General features: G+C 59.1%; 13 protein-coding genes and 1 CRISPR repeat array. Of the genes, 7 read left to right on the top strand and 6 right to left on the bottom strand.

What is annotated here, in order from left to right; all coding sequences use genetic code 11:
* Positions 1–207: 207 nt before the first annotated feature.
* Both HW450_RS08840 and HW450_RS08835 read left to right on the top strand, forming a co-directional pair.
* Positions 208–987: a tRNA threonylcarbamoyladenosine dehydratase gene (locus tag HW450_RS08840; RefSeq protein ID WP_182385278.1), complete on the top strand. Its 780-nt coding sequence runs from the start codon at positions 208–210 to the stop codon at positions 985–987.
* A complete protein-coding gene (locus tag HW450_RS08835) occupies positions 978–1,670 on the top strand; it encodes a TatD family hydrolase (RefSeq protein ID WP_182385277.1) in 693 nt (230 codons plus the stop codon). The genes HW450_RS08840 and HW450_RS08835 overlap by 10 nt, the downstream gene beginning before the upstream one ends.
* Here the strand turns inward: HW450_RS08835 and HW450_RS08830 are convergent.
* A complete protein-coding gene (locus HW450_RS08830) occupies positions 1,667–2,224 on the bottom strand; it encodes a DUF3267 domain-containing protein (RefSeq protein WP_182385276.1) in 558 nt (185 codons plus the stop codon). The two genes, HW450_RS08835 and HW450_RS08830, sit on opposite strands and share 4 nt — an antisense overlap.
* Positions 2,225–2,407: 183 nt before the next feature.
* Here HW450_RS08830 and HW450_RS08825 point away from each other — a divergent pair, with 183 nt between their 5' ends.
* Positions 2,408–4,981, top strand: coding sequence for a GNAT family N-acetyltransferase (locus tag HW450_RS08825; protein ID WP_182385275.1), 2,574 nt, complete (start codon positions 2,408–2,410; stop codon positions 4,979–4,981).
* Entirely contained in the window at positions 4,978–6,123 is a 1,146-nt protein-coding gene (locus tag HW450_RS08820) for an acetoin utilization protein AcuC (RefSeq protein ID WP_182385274.1), read from the top strand. Before HW450_RS08825 ends, HW450_RS08820 begins: the two co-directional genes overlap by 4 nt.
* A 507-nt stretch (positions 6,124–6,630) precedes the next feature.
* Here HW450_RS08820 and HW450_RS08815 read toward each other — a convergent pair.
* Positions 6,631–7,374 carry an SDR family NAD(P)-dependent oxidoreductase gene (locus tag HW450_RS08815; RefSeq protein ID WP_182385273.1) on the bottom strand — a complete coding sequence of 248 codons (744 nt, stop codon included), beginning with the start codon at positions 7,372–7,374 and terminating at the stop codon, positions 6,631–6,633.
* 9 nt (positions 7,375–7,383) lie between these two features.
* Complete coding sequence (locus HW450_RS08810) at positions 7,384–8,583, bottom strand: acyl-CoA dehydrogenase family protein (RefSeq protein WP_182385272.1); 1,200 nt, start codon at positions 8,581–8,583, stop codon at positions 7,384–7,386.
* A gap of 101 nt (positions 8,584–8,684) precedes the next feature.
* Between HW450_RS08810 and HW450_RS08805 the strand changes: the two genes are divergently transcribed.
* From HW450_RS08805 to HW450_RS08795, 3 genes are all read left to right on the top strand, one after another.
* Positions 8,685–9,245, top strand: coding sequence for a TetR/AcrR family transcriptional regulator (locus tag HW450_RS08805; protein WP_182385271.1), 561 nt, complete (start codon positions 8,685–8,687; stop codon positions 9,243–9,245).
* A gap of 138 nt (positions 9,246–9,383) precedes the next feature.
* Complete coding sequence (locus HW450_RS08800) at positions 9,384–11,108, top strand: AMP-binding protein (RefSeq protein WP_182385270.1); 1,725 nt, start codon at positions 9,384–9,386, stop codon at positions 11,106–11,108.
* 10 nt (positions 11,109–11,118) lie between these two features.
* The gene (locus tag HW450_RS08795; RefSeq protein WP_182385269.1) at positions 11,119–11,601 is read left to right on the top strand and encodes a MarR family transcriptional regulator; all 483 of its coding nucleotides are present in this window, start codon (positions 11,119–11,121) and stop codon (positions 11,599–11,601) included.
* Between the two features lie 468 nt (positions 11,602–12,069).
* A CRISPR array of direct repeats spans positions 12,070–15,270; the repeat unit is 28 nt; unit sequence GGCTCATCCCCGCAGGTGCGGGGAAAAC.
* 83 nt (positions 15,271–15,353) lie between these two features.
* Here HW450_RS08795 and cas2e read toward each other — a convergent pair.
* From cas2e to cas6e, 3 genes are read right to left on the bottom strand one after another with little or no spacing between them, the layout of a single operon-like run.
* Complete coding sequence (gene cas2e / locus HW450_RS08790) at positions 15,354–15,701, bottom strand: type I-E CRISPR-associated endoribonuclease Cas2e (RefSeq protein ID WP_182385268.1); 348 nt, start codon at positions 15,699–15,701, stop codon at positions 15,354–15,356.
* A complete protein-coding gene (cas1e, locus tag HW450_RS08785; protein WP_182387465.1) occupies positions 15,698–16,642 on the bottom strand; it encodes a type I-E CRISPR-associated endonuclease Cas1e in 945 nt (314 codons plus the stop codon). The genes cas2e and cas1e overlap by 4 nt, the downstream gene beginning before the upstream one ends.
* A 4-nt stretch (positions 16,643–16,646) precedes the next feature.
* The gene (gene cas6e, locus HW450_RS08780; RefSeq protein WP_182385267.1) at positions 16,647–17,312 is read right to left on the bottom strand and encodes a type I-E CRISPR-associated protein Cas6/Cse3/CasE; all 666 of its coding nucleotides are present in this window, start codon (positions 17,310–17,312) and stop codon (positions 16,647–16,649) included.

Genomic DNA, 17,312 nt, shown 5'->3' with positions numbered 1-17,312 from the left:
CTCGCCGGGGCATTGACATACCTTCATCAGGGAAAGAACGAAAGGTTACGTCCGCTATCTAGGAGTGTTTCTTAAGTGATGCGCGAACCATTATTGTTGGCTCCAACACCCGGCCACGCGTGGCTGGGTTTTTGTTTTTCTGGATCACTACAGTAGGAGTGGGTCACCACCACCCCAGAGCTAATACCACCGGAACCCAGGAGCCTCATGCCCATTCACGATGAACGTCACGCCCGCCTCCACCTCCTGCTCGGCGACGACGGCCTGGAAAACCTCAAGAATGCCACCGTCATGGTCCTTGGCCTCGGTGGTGTCGGTTCGGCGTGCGCGGAAGCGCTTGCCCGTGGTGGGGTGGGGAATCTGATCATCCTGGATCGTGACACCGTGGAAGCCAGCAACATCAACCGGCAGCTGATCGCGTTCACCTCCACCATCGGACGGGTAAAGGCCGAGGTTATGGCGGAGAAAATCCACGACATCAACCCGGCTGCCTCCGTCATCGCTCAGCAGGTGTTCCTCACTGCGGACAACGTCCCCGCCGTTTTGGACGAGCTACCGCGTCCCGACTACGTGCTCGACTGCATTGATACGGTGTCGCAGAAACTGGCGGTCGCGCACTGGTGTGCCTCGAACGGGATTCCGCTGCTCAGTTCCATGGGCGCCGCCAACCGCTTGGACCCCACCCAACTGAAATTCGCGAATCTGCGTAAAACCACCGTGTGCCAGCTCTCCAAAGTCATGCGCCTGGAGTGCAACAAGCGACGCATCAAGGGCGTCGAGGTGCTGTTTTCCACCGAGATCCCACAGCGCCCCGGCCACGGCACCACCAAGGCGGAGACGCTCGGTTCGATGAGTTACATGCCACCGATCATGGGCATGATGATCGCAGGCAAGGTCATCCGTCGCCTCTGCGGCCTCGAGCCGATGCCCCGCCCACCCCGCCTGTTCCGTTCCCGCGAGGAAGCCCTGGCTCTCGAATGCTCTTAGACACCCACTACCACCTGGACTTTTTATCCGATCCCGATGCTTTCCTCGCCGCGCTGGATGTGCAGGTGGTCGCGCAAACCGTCCTGCCCTCCTCTTTTACCCCCGGCCCGCTGCGGTCGCTGGGCTACCACCCGTGGTGGGTGGCATCGGACATGGACAAGCAGCTCGAGCTTTTCGACGACGCAGTGCACCTCACCCGATTCATCGGCGAGATCGGGCTGGATTTTTCCCCGCGCCGCCTCGACAACGCTGACCTGCAGCAGCGAGCTTTCAGGCACATTGTTTCCGCCCTTGATGAGGGGCACGTGATGTCCATTCATGCGGTGCGCTCCGCATCAGCGGTACTGGATGCCCTAGAAGATTGCCCCGCTACCCCAATCATTCACTGGTTTTCCGGAAACTCCGATGAGCTCACCAGGCTAATCAGAATGGGCGGCTACATCTCCGTCAATCCCCGGATGCTGGAAACCAAACGAGGCCGGGCCTTTGTGAAACAGGTACCGGCGGATCGGATCTTGTTAGAGACCGACTTCCCTTCCTCACGCGAGCAAGTCGAAACGGAACACGCCCGCGATGTATCCCAAGCACTGCACGAAACCGCTGCTGCGATCTCATCTCTGCGCGGGACAGACATGGTCCCCGCAATCCTGGAGAACCAACAGCGCCTGTTTGGGGTGAGCTAGCGCCAGATACGCAGCCCGTCTTTCATATCCTCGATCTGAGCGAACTTCGGCGCGCGGAGCGCCTTATACGTCATGAACCAGTCACCGATAGCACCACCCAGCAGCACACCAGCGGGAACAACCAACCACCCCGCAAGCGGCAGACCAGCAAGAATGTAAACCGCCGGCACTATCACTAGTACAATCCCCGGCAAGAGAGCCACATACGTGAACCCGGCTTTTCTTAGTCGCGCGCCGGGCGCGGTGCAATAAAACGCGGGCATGACACCACCAACCATGGTGGCTCCATACTTCGGCTTGTGGCCAAGGGTGCGCAACGCGAAACCATGCAACAGTTCGTGAACCACCATAAGAAACAGAATCAGCAGCAATGAACCCAACAGGAAACCCAATTCACGGGCCGAAAACTCGATGGTATGCGGACCCGGATGAGCCACGGAGTACAGCGTGGCGAACCCAAGGATCGCGCCAAACGTGGAGATAATGCCACCGACGTTCATCAGCATCGCGGTTTTTGTATCCGGGATCCATTCTTCGATGAGTTCAGTGGCCATGGGGCAGATTTTAGTGTCCTGGATCTTTTGACGATGTTACATTGACGATGTTTCCAGGTCGCGCTAATGAAAACCACCGGCATCCAGGAATCATCGTCAATCCAATATCAGCGAAACCCACCAGCCGAAACCCACCGCCTAAACCCCACCCGAGAGCACCTGCACCACTGTAAGCTCGATCACATGATTACTCCGCAGCATTGGGAAGCTGATGTCGTCCTTAATGACGGCGATATTGTCACGCTGCGCCCTGTGCGCGCTTCAGACCGCGATGGGCTACAGGACTTCTATTCCCGCGTCTCCGATAGGTCGAAGTACCTGCGGTTTTTCGCAGCACACCCGGTGCTCACTGAGGAGGACCTGGATAACTGGGTGGATGTGGATCACCATGACCGCGTCACGTTGGTCATGGTGGACAGGGACAGTATTGTGGCTACGGCCAAGTACGCGCTGATCCCGGGTGAAACGCGCACCGCTGATGTGTCCTTCCTGGTGCAGGACGATCACCATCATAAGGGTGTGGCCAATATTCTGCTGGAGCACTTGGCGCAGATTGGCCGGGAATGTGACATCGAGACCTTCTTCGCGGAGATGCTTACCCAGAACCGGACGATGGTGCAGACCTTCATCAAGGCTGGTTATCGAGTAAATCCGGAGCTAGAGGATGGCTTCATCACGGTGAATTTCCCGATCGACCCCACTGAGACATCAAAAGAGGTCATGGCCCGCCGGGAGTTGCGTGCGGAGGCGAATTCGATCCGGCGGCTGCTCCAGCCGAAGTCGGTGGCCGTGATTGGCGATGTCGACCACATGCAGGCGGTAATCCCGAACCTCACGAAGGCCCGCTTCCAGGGCGAGCTCCGCATCCACACCGGCACCACTGACTACAAGCAGATCCCGGACAATACAGATCTGGTGATCGTGGAGCATGACCCGGATACTTTTGAAGACGCCCTGAAATGTGCTGCAGAAAAGCATGCGTTCGGGGTGGTGGCGCTCGCAGGTTCTACGAACCCTGGTCTGACACTCGAGGATGCGAAGGCGTTCGTCGATAAGGCGCGCGATTATGGCCTGCGCGCGTTGGGCCCGGCGGCGGTCGGCCTTATCAACACTCACACCCAGCTGAATGCCTCGCCGGCGCCGATGCCGCGCACGGGCACGGTGGGGTTGTTTACGCAGTCTGCTGGCGTTGCGACGCTCACCCTCTCTTACGCGTTGAAGCGAGGCTCGGGCCTGAGTTCGTTCATCGGCGCTGGCTCGTTTGGTGACGTCACCGGCAACGACGTGATCCAATACTGGGCCGACGACGAACAAACCGAGATCTGCTTGTTATCCCTGGATTCGATCGGTAACCCCCGCAAGTTCTTCCGGGTTCTCTCGCGCTTGGCGCTGGAAAAGCGCGTGGTGGTGTTCATCCCGAGTCGCGCGCTGAAATCCGCTCGCCACTACCAGCTGGACAGCCTGGAAACTGCCTCCACGCAGGCGCTCGACGAGGTCATCCGCAACACCGGGGCGATGGTGGTCACGCGTCGCGAAACCATGTTTGATATTGCTCAGCTGCTCGCGCGCCAGCCGGTACCGCGCGGCCCGCGGATCACGGTTATCTCCAATTCCGCGGGGCTTACTGCGCAAATGACGCAGTCGGCGCAGCGTTTCGGGCTGGAGCCCACCGCGGTCACGGTATTGGAAGATCCCGTCGAGGGGATTCTCGCAGCTACCGAAAAGGCGCTACAGACCTCGGACGTGGTGCTCAGTGGCATTGTGGAGATCGGCGAGGAACTTTTCGAGGCAGCCTACGCTGGACTACAACAACTCGCGGCCACCACAGAAAACACTCCTCTCATCAGCACGTTTGTTGGGTTCCGCCCCGTAACAGAGGATCTTTCCGGCCCCGAGCAGCGCGGACAGCTCCCGGTCTTCGGCACCTACGCTGACGCCATCGAGGCAGTCTCGCGCATTTTGGCGTCCGAGAAGCAGCGCGCCGCCACCCGCCCCACTCCGGACGATGAGTTCGGCGAAGGCGACAAAACCGCCGCGACGCAGGCAGTGCAGCAGATCCTGAATGAATCCCCGCAGGGGCGCTGGGCCACCGATGAAGAATCCGCCGAGATCCTGCGCACGTATGGCATCAATCTGATCCCGTGGACGCCGGTGAAGTCTCTGGCAGAAGCGTTAGCTGCCGCCGAGGGGTACGGCTGGAACGTGGTGCTCAAGAACATCCACTCCGCTGTGCGCGGGCGCCCGGAGCTCTCCGCAGTCATGCGCCACCTCACCTCCGCGGAGGCGCTCACCACGGCGTGGGAGACGCTGGAGACGATGGCTCATGACCTCGGCATCGGGTTCGAAGCAGTCGTGCAACCCACGGTGAAGCCGGGAACCACCCTGTCGATTCGTGCGATTGAGGATCCAGTGCTGGGGCCGATGGTTTCGCTCGGGGTCGTCGGCCCGCCGTCGGAGTTGCTCGGCGACACCACCTGGCGTGTCCCACCACTTCGCCGCACCGACGCCCGCGCCATGATCGAGCAGCTGCGCGCCGCCCCGCTGCTCATGGGTTACCGCGGTTCCCTGCCCGCCCAGCTCGACCAGATCGAGCAGCTGATTATGCAGGTGGCGCGCATGAAGGACGATATCGCCGCGATCGTGGATATTGAGCTCACCCCGGTGATCGCCAGCAATGACGGCACCACGGTCGTCGGCGCCCGCCTGCGCCTCGCCCCACTGGCCACCGAACGCGACCCGCTGGCACGATCGCTATGAAACCGCTGTTGCTTCTCGACGACGCCCTCTACGGTTACAACCTCGGCGACACGCATCCGATGGGCGCGGATCGTGTCCGCTTGGCCGTGGAACTCGCGGACTACTTCGGGATCCTGTCCCACTTTGACCTGGAAGTTCCGCCGGCCCCCACGCGCGCACTGCTGGAAATGGTTCACTCCCCCGCATACATTGATGCTTTGCTCGCGGGTGAACCTTCGCTGGAACACGGAATCGGGGTCGAAGACAATCCAGTAGTAACGCCGGTAATGGAGTCCATTGGCGCCCACATCGTGTCCGCAACCGTGGCCGCCGCCGAAGAAGTATGGTCCGGGCGCCGGAAGCGGGCCGTTAACATTTCGGGTGGGTTGCACCACGCGTTCCCGGATCGAATGTCCGGCTTTTGCATGTACAACGACGCCGCCATCGCGATCCGTTCACTCTTAAACAAAGGCGCGCAGCGGGTGGCGTATATCGACGTGGACGCCCACCACGGCGACGGCGTGGAGCAGGAGTTCTGGGACGACCCACGCGTGCTCACCATCTCCATCCACGAATCCGGCCTCTACCTGTTCCCCGGTACCGGGTTCGCCCACGACATCGGCGGACCTTCCGCCTTAGGCACCGCCGTGAACATTGCACTGGACCGAGACACCTCGGACGAGGAGTGGCTACGGTGCGTGCATTCCCTAATCCCGCAGATCCTCAAGGTATGTCGCCCCGAGATCATCATTTCCCAGCACGGGGCGGACCCACACCGCGACGATCCTTTGGCCGACCTGCGCTTATCAGTCGACGCTCTCTACCGGGCCTATTCTTCCATCGGGCGCTGGGCGGATCGCTACGCCTCGGGACGCTGGGTAGCTTTAGGAGGCGGTGGCTACCACCGCGATAGCGTCGCCCGGATCTGGGTCGCTCTTATGGCGGCGGTCGCCGGAATACCCTTCGAGCCGACCGCTCCCATGCCACACAACTGGTCCCGTCGGGTCGGCGCGCCCTGCTCAGTGACCTGGGGAGATCCCGGCGCAGCCTTTCTGGTCAATGCGCTCAGCTTGGATCAGATCATGCACTCCGGGGCTAGCGCTGCAATGAAGGCCACATCAAAGGCAGTGTTCCCCTACTGGGGACTGCAACCGTATGGGTAGGGGTGTTCCAGCAAAAGAAGATTCTTGCTCCCCACTACGGGAATGACGATGTTGGAATGACGATGCTTGCAGGTCACGCTGATGAAAATCATCGACATCCAGGAAGTATCGTCAATTCAATATCAGCATCATGGAATCGGACAGCGCAAAGTCCCACAACCCAGGATTTCAAGCTAAGAAATTACAAGGCGAGAATCACGCCACGGGAATGACGATGTTGGAGTGACGATGCTTGCAGGTCACGCTAATGAAAATCATCGACCTCCAGGAAACATCGTCAATTCAACATCAGCACTACCGAACCCAGACAACGCAACGTCCCCAACCCCAGGATCTCAAGCTAAGGAACTACCAGGGCGGGAACCACACCACGGGAATGACGATATTAAATTGACGATGCTTGCAGGTCGGCCTAATGAAAATCATCGATATCCAGGAAGCATCGTCAATTTAATATCGTCGAACAGTGCTTAAAGCCCGAAAACCCCGCCAGAGCACCCACATCACCTACCGCGGTGGCATGCGCAGGCCACCGTCCAGGCGAATCGTCTCGCCGTTGAGGTAGTTGTTGGCCACGATCTGCTGCACCAGCAACGCATACTCGTCAGGGGATGCCATGCGGGACGGGAACTGCACGCGGGATTCCAGCTCGGTACGGAATTCCTCGGAAATAGAGGCCATCATCGGGGTGTTCACCACGCCCGGCGCGATCGAGCACACTCGGATTCCCAGGGACGCCAGGTCGCGGGCTGCGGTGATGGTGAGCGCGTAGATGCCACCCTTGGAGGATGCGTAAGCCGCTTGGCCGACCTGGCCCTCGAAGGCGGCGACGGAAGCGGTCATGATCGCGACGCCACGCTGGCCGTCGGAATCAAGTGGCTCCAGCTCACTGACAACTGAAGAAAACGCGGTGAGCACGTTAAACGTGCCGATCAAGTTCACCTGAATCGTCTTAGCATACAGCCCCAGGTCATGCGGGCCCTTGCGCCCCACAATGCGCTGCGATGGGCAAATACCGGCACAGGCGACCAAAACGCGCAGCTCAGCTTCGGATGCCACCGACTGCACAGCCTCAGTGACTGCGTCAGCAGAAGTTACATCAACAACGCGATAGTCAACGCCCTCAATATCCCCTGCTTGCAGGTCGAATGAGTAGACCTTGACTCCGGCGTCGTGAAGCGCGCGGGCGGTGGCGGCGCCCAGGCCGGATGCGCCGCCGGTGATGATTGCTGCTTTTCCAGTGAGGTCCATAACGTCTCCTTATACGAATGCGGAGGTGCCGGTGACGGCGCGGCCGACGATGAGTGAGTTGATTTCGTAGGTGCCTTCGTAGGTGAAGAGGATTTCGGCGTCGGACATGAGTTTGGAGGCTTCATAGTCGGTGCAGATGCCGTTGCCGCCGAAGATGCCGCGGCAGGCGGCGGCGGATTCGCGGGCCAGGCGGGTGGTGGTGGCCTTCGCGAGGGCGGCATGTGGCATGTCCATCTGATCGTCCTGCTGGATGCGGGCGACCTGCGCCATCATGCTAAGCGACGCCGTTGCGTTGCCCAGGATCCGGGTCAGTGGCTCCTGGATGAGCTGGAACTTTGCCAGCGGTCGGCCGAACTGCTCACGTTCGATGGCGTAGCGGCGGGCGGCTTCGAACATGGCGAGCTGGATGCCGGCGCCCTGCCAGCCGACCCAGGCGCGGGAGTTGCGCAGCAGTACGTTGGTGGCTGCGAAGGAAGCGGCGCCAGGCAATGCATTCGCCAACGGGATCTCAACGTTCTCGAACTTCAGATCGGCGTTCTGCATGATGCGCAGACCCATCTTGCGGGAGATCTTCCCGCGGGTGACACCGTCGCGGTCGAGTTCGACGAGGAAGCCCTTGATTTCGTTATCGTCCAGATCGCGGGCGAAGACGAGGGCAAAGTCCGCGAAGGTGCCGGCGCCGATCCAGCGTTTTTCGCCGTTGATCACCCAGCCGTCGTTGGTTTTTTGAGCTGTGGTGGCGAGGCCGCCGGCGATGTCGGAGCCGTGATCGGGTTCAGTGAGGGCGAAGCAGCCAACATTTTGGAACTTCCGCAGCCCCGGCAGCCAGGTGTCCTTCTGCTCCTGGGTACCCATGGCGTTGATGAAATCAACGATGAGCTCGTTGTGGATTCCCACCAGCGCAGAGAGGGAGACATCGGCGCGGGTGACCTCGGCGTAGACGAGGCCTTTGAACAGGCGGGAATCGGAGATGAAGTCGAGTTCACCCAGGCCATGCTCGGCGAGTTTCGGCAGCATGTCGAAGGGAAGTTCCTCCCGATCCCAGTACTCGCCAACGTTCGGGCGGATCTCGGTCTGCAGGAACTCATGAATGGTTTGCAGCTGGGCCTGCTCCTCTGGAGTGAGCATGTCCGCGACACCGAGGATGTCAGCGTGAGGGAATTGGACCTTCGGGAAGTCCGTTGCAATGGTGGACAGAATAGGAGGCATTGTCGTTCCTCTCAAAGTAGGGCGGTAAAGTAATCAGTACGCTTTCATTGGCTAGCGTACAGTCAATTGTGCGCCACGTCACTACTTTCTGAGGAGTTTTTGTGCTTACCCCCCGCCAGCGCGAGCTTTTCGACGCCCTGTACACCCACTTCCTCACCCACGGCTTCGCCGATTTCACCATTGACGGTGCAGCAGCTGCCCACCATTGCAGCAAGTCGACCGTATATGCGTTGGGTAGGACGCGCGACGACATCATTCGGCGCATTCTGGTCACTTTCTTCAAGGAAGTCACCCGCCAGGTAGATGCCCAGCTAGCGGGACTGCGCACCCAACAGGCGATCCTGGAAACCTATTTCAGCGCGATGACCAGCGCGCTTGAACCAGCCTCGCCTGCCTTTATGCGAGATCTTGCTACAGAACCAGTCGCCCGCGAGGTGTACGAACTCAACACCGCAGCCGCAACGGAAAAGATCGCCGGAATCATCGACAAGGGCGTGGAGAAGGGGGAGTTTTCCACCACCGCGCCAGAATTTCTCACCCTCATCATCCGCAGCACGATGGAACAGATTCAGCAGGGAACATACGCTGCTACCTTGCCCTTTGCAGATGCGTACCGGGAGCTCGGCAAGCTCATCCTGCACGGAATTGTGACACGCGTCTAATTTTTTACCCCCGACTCCTCGCAATTAGTTCAACTTGCAACTAAGCTCACTTGCGACCCAAATCACAATTAACCATTGTGGTGGAGCTGGATCACTCAACAGTTCCCCACTGAAGTTGAACTTCGAAGAGGAGCCACCATGACCACCAACCAGACCGTGACCGAACAATTCCGCGCGGCCCGCGACCTGCTGATCTCTCATCAGCAGGATTGGGCTTCCGCCCGCGAGGCCTTCGAATGGCCCCGCTTTGACAAGTTCAACTTCGCCCTCGACTGGTTCGACTCGCTCCCTGATGACGACGAAGCGTTGGTGATTATCGAGATCGACGGCTCGGAAACCCGCCGCACCTTCGGCCAGCTCAAGCAGCGTTCCAATCAGATGGCCAACTGGCTCACCTCCCTCGGCGTGAAGCGCGGTGACCGCATTATGCTCATGCTCGGCAACCAGGTCGAGCTGTGGGAATCCATGCTCGCTTGTATCAAGGGTGGCTTCGTGATGAACCCAGCAACCGCGATGCTGGGCACCGCCGACCTGCAGGATCGCACCGAACGAGCCGAGGTGTCTTGGGTCATCGTCAACCCGGAGGACGCGGAGAAGTTTCAGGATGTCACGGGAGATTTCACCATCATCCAGTGTGGCGACGAGGCGCCAACGCAAACCTCCCACCCGACTATCCAGTTCTCTGATTCTTTCCAGGCACCAGAAGAGTTCACCCCAGCCGTCGATACGCGTGCCGACGAACTGCTGTTCCTCTACTTCACCTCCGGCACCACCTCGAAGGCGAAGCTGGTTCAGCACACCCACACGTCATACCCGGTGGGTCATCTGACCACCATGTACTGGATTGGTCTCACCCCGCAGGACGTGCACCTCAACGTGGCGGCGCCGGGCTGGGCGAAGCACGCCTGGTCGAACTTCTTCGCGCCGTGGATCGCCGGTGCCACCATCTTCATTTACAACTACACCCGTTTCGACGCCGCCGCCCTCATGGACACCATGGCCCGCGAAGGGGTGACCAGTTTCTGTGCCCCACCGACCGTGTGGCGCATGCTCGCGCAGGCGGATCTGACCCGCCTCAAGACCCCACCGACCAAGCTGGTCGCCGCGGGTGAACCTTTGAACCCGGAGATGATCGCCACCGTCGAACGTGCATGGGGCACCACCATCCGCGACGGCTTCGGACAGACCGAATCCTCACTGCAAATCGCCAATACCCCAGGCCAACCAGTCAAGCCGGGTTCCATGGGCCGCCCGCTGCCAGGCATGGATGTGCGACTGATCGACCCGATCACCGGCGAGGAAACCAACCACGGCGAGATCTGTCTCTCCATCGATCCCCGCCCAGTCGGCCTCACCCCGGGGTATTACCAAGCCGATGAGAAGAACGCGGAGGTGTTCCGCGACGGCTACTATCACACCGGCGACATTGCCGAGCGTGACGAGGACGGCTACATCACCTACGTGGGCCGCGACGACGACGTGTTCAAGGCCTCCGACTACCGCCTTTCCCCATTCGAGCTCGAGTCCGCCGTGATTGAGCACGAGGCCGTGGCCGAGGTCGCCGTGGTTCCTTCCCCGGATCCGATCCGCCTCGCCGTGCCGAAGGCATACGTGGCCCTCGCAGCAGGTTTTGAGCCTAACGCGGAGACCGCCGAGGCGATCCTGAAGCACTGCCGCGACAATCTCGCCCCTTACAAGCGCATCCGTCGCCTGGAGTTCTACGAGCTGCCAAAGACCGTGTCTGGCAAGATCCGTCGTGTGGATCTGCGCAAGCGCGAAAACGAGATCCACGCAGCCGACGGTGGCGCGTCCTCTGTCTCCTGCGAATTCTCCGACTCGGATTTTCCATCACTGAAGGGTTAACATCTCCCCCATGACCACCTCGATCGACGCCGTAGACCTCCCCCGCCAGAACTGGGATAAAAAGGGCTGGACTGCGGCGTCGTTGGGCATGGCCACGGTCACCTCGCTGGTGCGACTGGGCTCGCTTCTCGACGCCCACGTCAACCAAGTCCTCAAACCCTACGGCATCACGTTTTCCCGCTTCGAGCTGCTCACCCTGCTGATGTTCTCCCGAACTGGCGCCCTGCCCATGAAAAAGGCCAGCTCTCGGCTCAACATCCCGCCCGCTTCGATTACCCACATGGTGTCCGCCCTTGAACAGGCTGGACTGGTGGAGCGCTCGCCGGATCCTCGCGACGGGCGCGGCGTGCTCGTCTCCATCACAGACCAGGGCATCGCACTGGTCTCTTCCGCAACGCCCGCCTTGAACAGGTTCTTTACTTCCCTCGACATTTCATCCGAAGCGCTCCTTGAGGAAAGCTCCGCGCTGCGACGACAGCTCGGGGACGGGTAGGATTTTTGTCCCGCCCACACGGGTATGCGCACTTTCTAGAAGCGTTGAAGCTCGAGCTGGACCATTCAGATAGCGTGAGACTGCGCTACCAAATCATTTCCCCAATAGCTAATCCGCTCAAACGGTAACCTTCGAGTAGCTCAAATGGTTACCTTCGAGTTGCTCAAATGGTAACCTTCCGCGTGCCCTTGAGCAACAGCTTGATCTCTTTATGCCCGAAGTGGCAGCCGTTGCTATTGGAGGTCCGAAAGGCGTGGGTAAGACTTCCACCGCTAGGCACCGTTCTCAGCGAACTATCCGCCTCGGTCAGCAAGAAGATCAAGCATTATTCCAGGCCGATCCCAATTTTGAACGTTTTGAGCCTGGAACGATCCTCATTGACGAAGGGCAAAAACTTCCTGAGGCGTGGGATCGGGTCCGTAGGTGCGGGAAAACTGGTAGTGCTGTTGACCTGGCCTATCAGGTGCGGGCTCATCCACGCAGGTGCGGGGAAAACCGAGTGCGAGAGGGGGAACCGGACACACACGAGGGCTCATCCCCGCAGGTGCGGGGAAAACCTAAAAGCGGTCGCGCTGGTCCCATTCCCCGCGGGCTCATCCCCGCAGGTGCGGGGAAAACGCGGGTAGTGGCCGGTTTCTTCACCGATGATGGGGCTCATCCCCGCAGGTGCGGGGAAAACGTACCTCAACCCCTCAGATTACGCGCGCCTAGGGGCTCATCCCCGCAGGTGCGGGGAAAACGGTGATTGGTTTGGTGCGTTGGGTGCGTTCTGGGGCTCATCCCCGCAGGTGCGGGGAAAACAGGCTAGCGCCGATCAATCTCAAGAGTGATTGGGGCTCATCCCCGCAGGTGCGGGGAAAACGGGGGCGTCCCCACTATCTACACCCCCTAGGAAGGCTCATCCCCGCAGGTGCGGGGAAAACTGTCGACGAGTTGACAAAAATTTAGAGGTGGGGGGCTCATCCCCGCAGGTGCGGGGAAAACCGCCCGCAGCCCGTTGATGAAGGCGTGGACTAGGGCTCATCCCCGCAGGTGCGGGGAAAACAATACCACTTGGGATGGTTCCGCCACATAGCTGGGCTCATCCCCGCAGGTGCGGGGAAAACCCCCCGCGCGTGAAAATTCCTAGCCCTCAAGCCGGCTCATCCCCGCAGGTGCGGGGAAAACCAGCTTCTTAAGTTCTGAAGTCTTCATGTTTACGGCTCATCCCCGCAGGTGCGGGGAAAACTGCCGACGAGTTGACAAAAATTGAGAGGGGGTGGGCTCATCCCCGCAGGTGCGGGGAAAACTGTCTAATCCTCATTCAGTTAATAGGCCGGTACGGCTCATCCCCGCAGGTGCGGGGAAAACCCAATCGCGCTCGTTGGCGATGACCCGCTCGAGGGCTCATCCCCGCAGGTGCGGGGAAAACTCCTTCTGGGGTTCGTGTGGCGTAGCAGTAACCGGCTCATCCCCGCAGGTGCGGGGAAAACGAGGATATTGTGGCGCGCCCTGTCGTGAAGTGGGGCTCATCCCCGCAGGTGCGGGGAAAACACGCTCACATATCCCGCGTCTGGGATGTGTTTGGGCTCATCCCCGCAGGTGCGGGGAAAACCGGTGCCACGGAAGATTTTATGTTGAAGCTGCGGGCTCATCCCCGCAGGTGCGGGGAAAACTCATTCCCAGACTTCGAATACGACAGATATTCGGGCTCATCCCCGCAGGTGCGGGGAAAACTTCAATAAGCCGAGTATTGATAGCATGAGGTAGGGCTCATCCCCGCAGGTGCGGGGAAAACTGTGAATGTGTCGTGTTGGTTGTGGTGGCCTGGGGCTCATCCCCGCAGGTGCGGGGAAAACGATTGATTAAGAGAACCTTCCCGTTGCGGGAGGGGCTCATCCCCGCAGGTGCGGGGAAAACAGGTGTATCAACCTTAATTAGCCTTAACGCTTGGGCTCATCCCCGCAGGTGCGGGGAAAACTGGGAGACAAGTCAATCCCCCCGGTTAATTCCGGGCTCATCCCCGCAGGTGCGGGGAAAACGCCTTCAGGTACCTTTACCCTTCCTAGGCCTTAGGCTCATCCCCGCAGGTGCGGGGAAAACTAGGTCACCTCGTCTTTCCCGATTGTCCACGCGGGCTCATCCCCGCAGGTGCGGGGAAAACGTCGATCAAGCACAAGCGCAGGTGGTGGCGGAGGGCTCATCCCCGCAGGTGCGGGGAAAACTCTTGTGTGCTTTAGGGGATCACACCACGGGAGGGCTCATCCCCGCAGGTGCGGGGAAAACCAGGCAGGCAACAAAATACCGCCCCATCTACTGGGCTCATCCCCGCAGGTGCGGGGAAAACACACTGTTGGCGGGCATATCGAGCAGCTACGCGGGCTCATCCCCGCAGGTGCGGGGAAAACCCGAAATGTCTTTCGTGTAGTCTTGATCTTGCAGGCTCATCCCCGCAGGTGCGGGGAAAACAGCGTGACGAAGGGCTGTATATGTGCTTCCAGCGGCTCATCCCCGCAGGTGCGGGGAAAACGCTCGGGGGTCATGTCATTGTCTCCTTCTGGGGGGCTCATCCCCGCAGGTGCGGGGAAAACGCGAAACAGTGGACGGTGGATAACCAGAATGCGGGCTCATCCCCGCAGGTGCGGGGAAAACAAGGGCGCGGAAATGATGTGGAGCGTCGGTTACGGCTCATCCCCGCAGGTGCGGGGAAAACACCTCCAGTATCCAGCCGTAATCATCGTCATAGGGCTCATCCCCGCAGGTGCGGGGAAAACCCCCGGCTGGGGGCACCCCCCCTACCCCCCCAGTGGCTCATCCCCGCAGGTGCGGGGAAAACTTCTTCGATCAGATCAATTGCCACATCTCGAAGGGCTCATCCCCGCAGGTGCGGGGAAAACCGAGAATCGCAGCAAAGAATTTTTTGAGTTGGGGGCTCATCCCCGCAGGTGCGGGGAAAACTTTGCGACGTCTGCGATATGCGACATAAAGATGGGCTCATCCCCGCAGGTGCGGGGAAAACCGGTCCAGATCAAAGACAGGCTACCGGGACAAGGGCTCATCCCCGCAGGTGCGGGGAAAACTAGGCAGACAGCTAAAAGAATAGACCGGCCTACGGCTCATCCCCGCAGGTGCGGGGAAAACTCCTTGAAGTCGAAAATCTGGCGGTCAAGGTCGGGCTCATCCCCGCAGGTGCGGGGAAAACTCCGGTTACGCGGTACTTAGATCCGTTCATGTCGGCTCATCCCCGCAGGTGCGGGGAAAACGCGGTATGCAGCACTTCGATAATCGCTACCCGCGGCTCATCCCCGCAGGTGCGGGGAAAACATTCCCCTGGGGCGCATTCTTCATGACCTAGTGGGCTCATCCCCGCAGGTGCGGGGAAAACACAGCGTGAAACGTACTGTTACGCTATTTTACAGGCTCATCCCCGCAGGTGCGGGGAAAACCGGAAGTACATCACTCCATGCTTGGGGCGGTACGGCTCATCCCCGCAGGTGCGGGGAAAACTCCGCTACCCGGTCACCGTCACCGGGCGGGGTGGGCTCATCCCCGCAGGTGCGGGGAAAACCTAGCCTGCCGTATTCCCCTGATCGGTCAACGAGGCTCATCCCCGCAGGTGCGGGGAAAACCTGGGTCGCAGCGGGTAGCGTCTCAGGCCGGTGGGCTCATCCCCGCAGGTGCGGGGAAAACACTTGGCGACCAGCAGTTTCCGAGGCCCTAAAGCAAATTTAGCATCAACTTCAGCGAAAATGAATTGATACTATCCCCGAGATCTATCTTCGCTGCCGCGCGAGGTACCTAGCTTTCGACCAGCCTGTCTTTCTCCTACTCTCGGACTCTGTGGCATGTTTAGAGGAACGCATCATGAGCGTAAAGCCGTCAAAGTCAGTCGGTTGCCAATCATGACGATGCGTACGAAATTCCATCCCTTGTTCGTTATTGCTCGAATAGATCAAGATCGCTCGACCATCCTTACACAGTTCGGTAGTCCTGTCCCAAATCAGGTCTCTGATTCGGGCACTGGGGTTCCCAACGAAAACACCTGGAGAAATTTCCATGAGCCATTTTGTGAGATCACCTCGCAGTCCAGCTGGGACTGCAGTCACAACAAGAACAATCATTTGACGTCGTACCGATCATCTGACCAATTAACTCCCGCTGCGATGATTTCGAGTTCGCTCCAAAGTTTAAGTTCTACTTCTGAATAGGTTTCACATTCCGGAATTTCCATTAGTTCCTGTAGATCTCGAACCATCCTTTGCATTAGCTTTTCAGTGACAACTTTGTCTCTAACCAGTTTCCTTACACTCATCTTGTCTCCACTTGGTATTGCCGAGACAGCTTCGAATGCCGCAGGAATGGAAATCTCCGCCTTGTATAGGTCAGCAACATCGTAGACAAATGACCGGTCCGTACCAGTATGAATTATCCCCAGTGATGGGATGAACCCCAAACCTACTATCACTGCGTGCGCGATCCCGTATAGTGCTGCAGCTCCTTCGGTAAGCGCTCTATTGATTGGATCGCCTGACTCAAAATCATTTGGATCATACTTCCTACCAGACCAGAAAACATCGGCCTTCTTAGCTTCAGCAGCGTAGATCTTCTTCATTCGAGCGCCCTCACGGCCTCGCAGTTGCGCCATTGTAAGTCTGGATACGTCTTCGCCTGGGAACCGCATGGCATACATCCGTCGAGCACATCTCAACCGAGATCGTTGGTTGCTCCACAGCCTCGCGTGTGCTTCTGCAAATTTGGAAGTTTTTGCAGGAGGCCTTCCGTGCGCATAATATCGAACCCCCTTTTCTCCCACCCATACTACGGAGCAGCCGGCGTCGCCAAGCAATGCCATAGCGGCATAAGTTACCTTTGTTCCCGGCCCTAGTAGGATTACCGCCAACTGAGTGGCTGGGACATGCGCTACCCCGCGGGAGTCCTGAATCGTGAGGGCATTGCCCTCACGATTCAGGACTGCTCGTTCGATGTAGAGGAAAGAAATACGGTCCTCCAAGCGGGCGATGTGCATGCGATCAATTGGAGACGCGCTGGGAGATCCCGACACGATGTCATCCCCTTCGCGCCAAGGTGAGAAGGCCACATCCATAGCCTTTCCCGCGCCCCACGCCGTTTAAGAGAGCGAAACGGAGCTTTTCGGGATCCACAACTTCCAATTCTCCCTTGAATCGAGCAGTTACGATATGGACTCTTTGTCCTTTTTCTCCATTGAGACGTGTTCGATAAAAATCCAAGTTTCTGCTACCAACTACCTGAGCTGTACTTTCGCTGCGATCACCGAAGCTCACGCCCATGAAGTCGGCTTTGTCATGTAACCAGGACAACTGGTTATTAGCACCAACGTGGGCGACAACCTTTCCTCTCTTCCCTCCTTTCACGGGTACTGTGCGCGTCGGGTTAGCCACTAGTTCGAATGCCCATTTCTGTCCTTTAATGAGCTGTGCTAGCAAACGGTTGTAGTCAGCTGTTTGTTGCGGACGCACGTCCCAGCCAGCTTCCTCTACTATGTGCGACGCAGTAGGCTTCTCTGGTCCCACGAGGTACAAGATGTGTTCGTGGCCTCGCTCATCAAGTCTCCACAGAACGCGCTCAGCAGTTGTGTCCATATCTGGAGGGAACGCACTCATTACCGCCGCATGTAGTTTATGCGGATTTGTGAGATATTCCCGTCCTTTTCTTCGGGCAGGATTGATCAACACCTTTGTAAAAGTTGCCAT

This window comes from Corynebacterium hindlerae (genome assembly GCF_014117265.1).
Lineage (GTDB): Bacteria > Actinomycetota > Actinomycetes > Mycobacteriales > Mycobacteriaceae > Corynebacterium > Corynebacterium hindlerae.
This window is presented reverse-complemented; position numbering and strand designations above follow the sequence as displayed.

What these genes read in the sequence shown, in the direction of transcription:
- HW450_RS08840 (WP_182385278.1), top strand. Translation starts at nt 208, where the DNA reads ATGCCCATTCACGATGAACGTCACGCCCGCCTCCACCTCCTGCTCGGC.
- HW450_RS08835 (WP_182385277.1), top strand. Translation starts at nt 978, where the DNA reads ATGCTCTTAGACACCCACTACCACCTGGACTTTTTATCCGATCCCGAT.
- HW450_RS08830 (WP_182385276.1), bottom strand. Translation starts at nt 2,224, where the DNA reads ATGGCCACTGAACTCATCGAAGAATGGATCCCGGATACAAAAACCGCG.
- HW450_RS08825 (WP_182385275.1), top strand. Translation starts at nt 2,408, where the DNA reads ATGATTACTCCGCAGCATTGGGAAGCTGATGTCGTCCTTAATGACGGC.
- HW450_RS08820 (WP_182385274.1), top strand. Translation starts at nt 4,978, where the DNA reads ATGAAACCGCTGTTGCTTCTCGACGACGCCCTCTACGGTTACAACCTC.
- HW450_RS08815 (WP_182385273.1), bottom strand. Translation starts at nt 7,374, where the DNA reads ATGGACCTCACTGGAAAAGCAGCAATCATCACCGGCGGCGCATCCGGC.
- HW450_RS08810 (WP_182385272.1), bottom strand. Translation starts at nt 8,583, where the DNA reads ATGCCTCCTATTCTGTCCACCATTGCAACGGACTTCCCGAAGGTCCAA.
- HW450_RS08800 (WP_182385270.1), top strand. Translation starts at nt 9,384, where the DNA reads ATGACCACCAACCAGACCGTGACCGAACAATTCCGCGCGGCCCGCGAC.
- HW450_RS08795 (WP_182385269.1), top strand. Translation starts at nt 11,119, where the DNA reads ATGACCACCTCGATCGACGCCGTAGACCTCCCCCGCCAGAACTGGGAT.
- cas2e (WP_182385268.1), bottom strand. Translation starts at nt 15,701, where the DNA reads ATGATTGTTCTTGTTGTGACTGCAGTCCCAGCTGGACTGCGAGGTGAT.
- cas6e (WP_182385267.1), bottom strand. Translation starts at nt 17,312, where the DNA reads ATGGCAACTTTTACAAAGGTGTTGATCAATCCTGCCCGAAGAAAAGGA.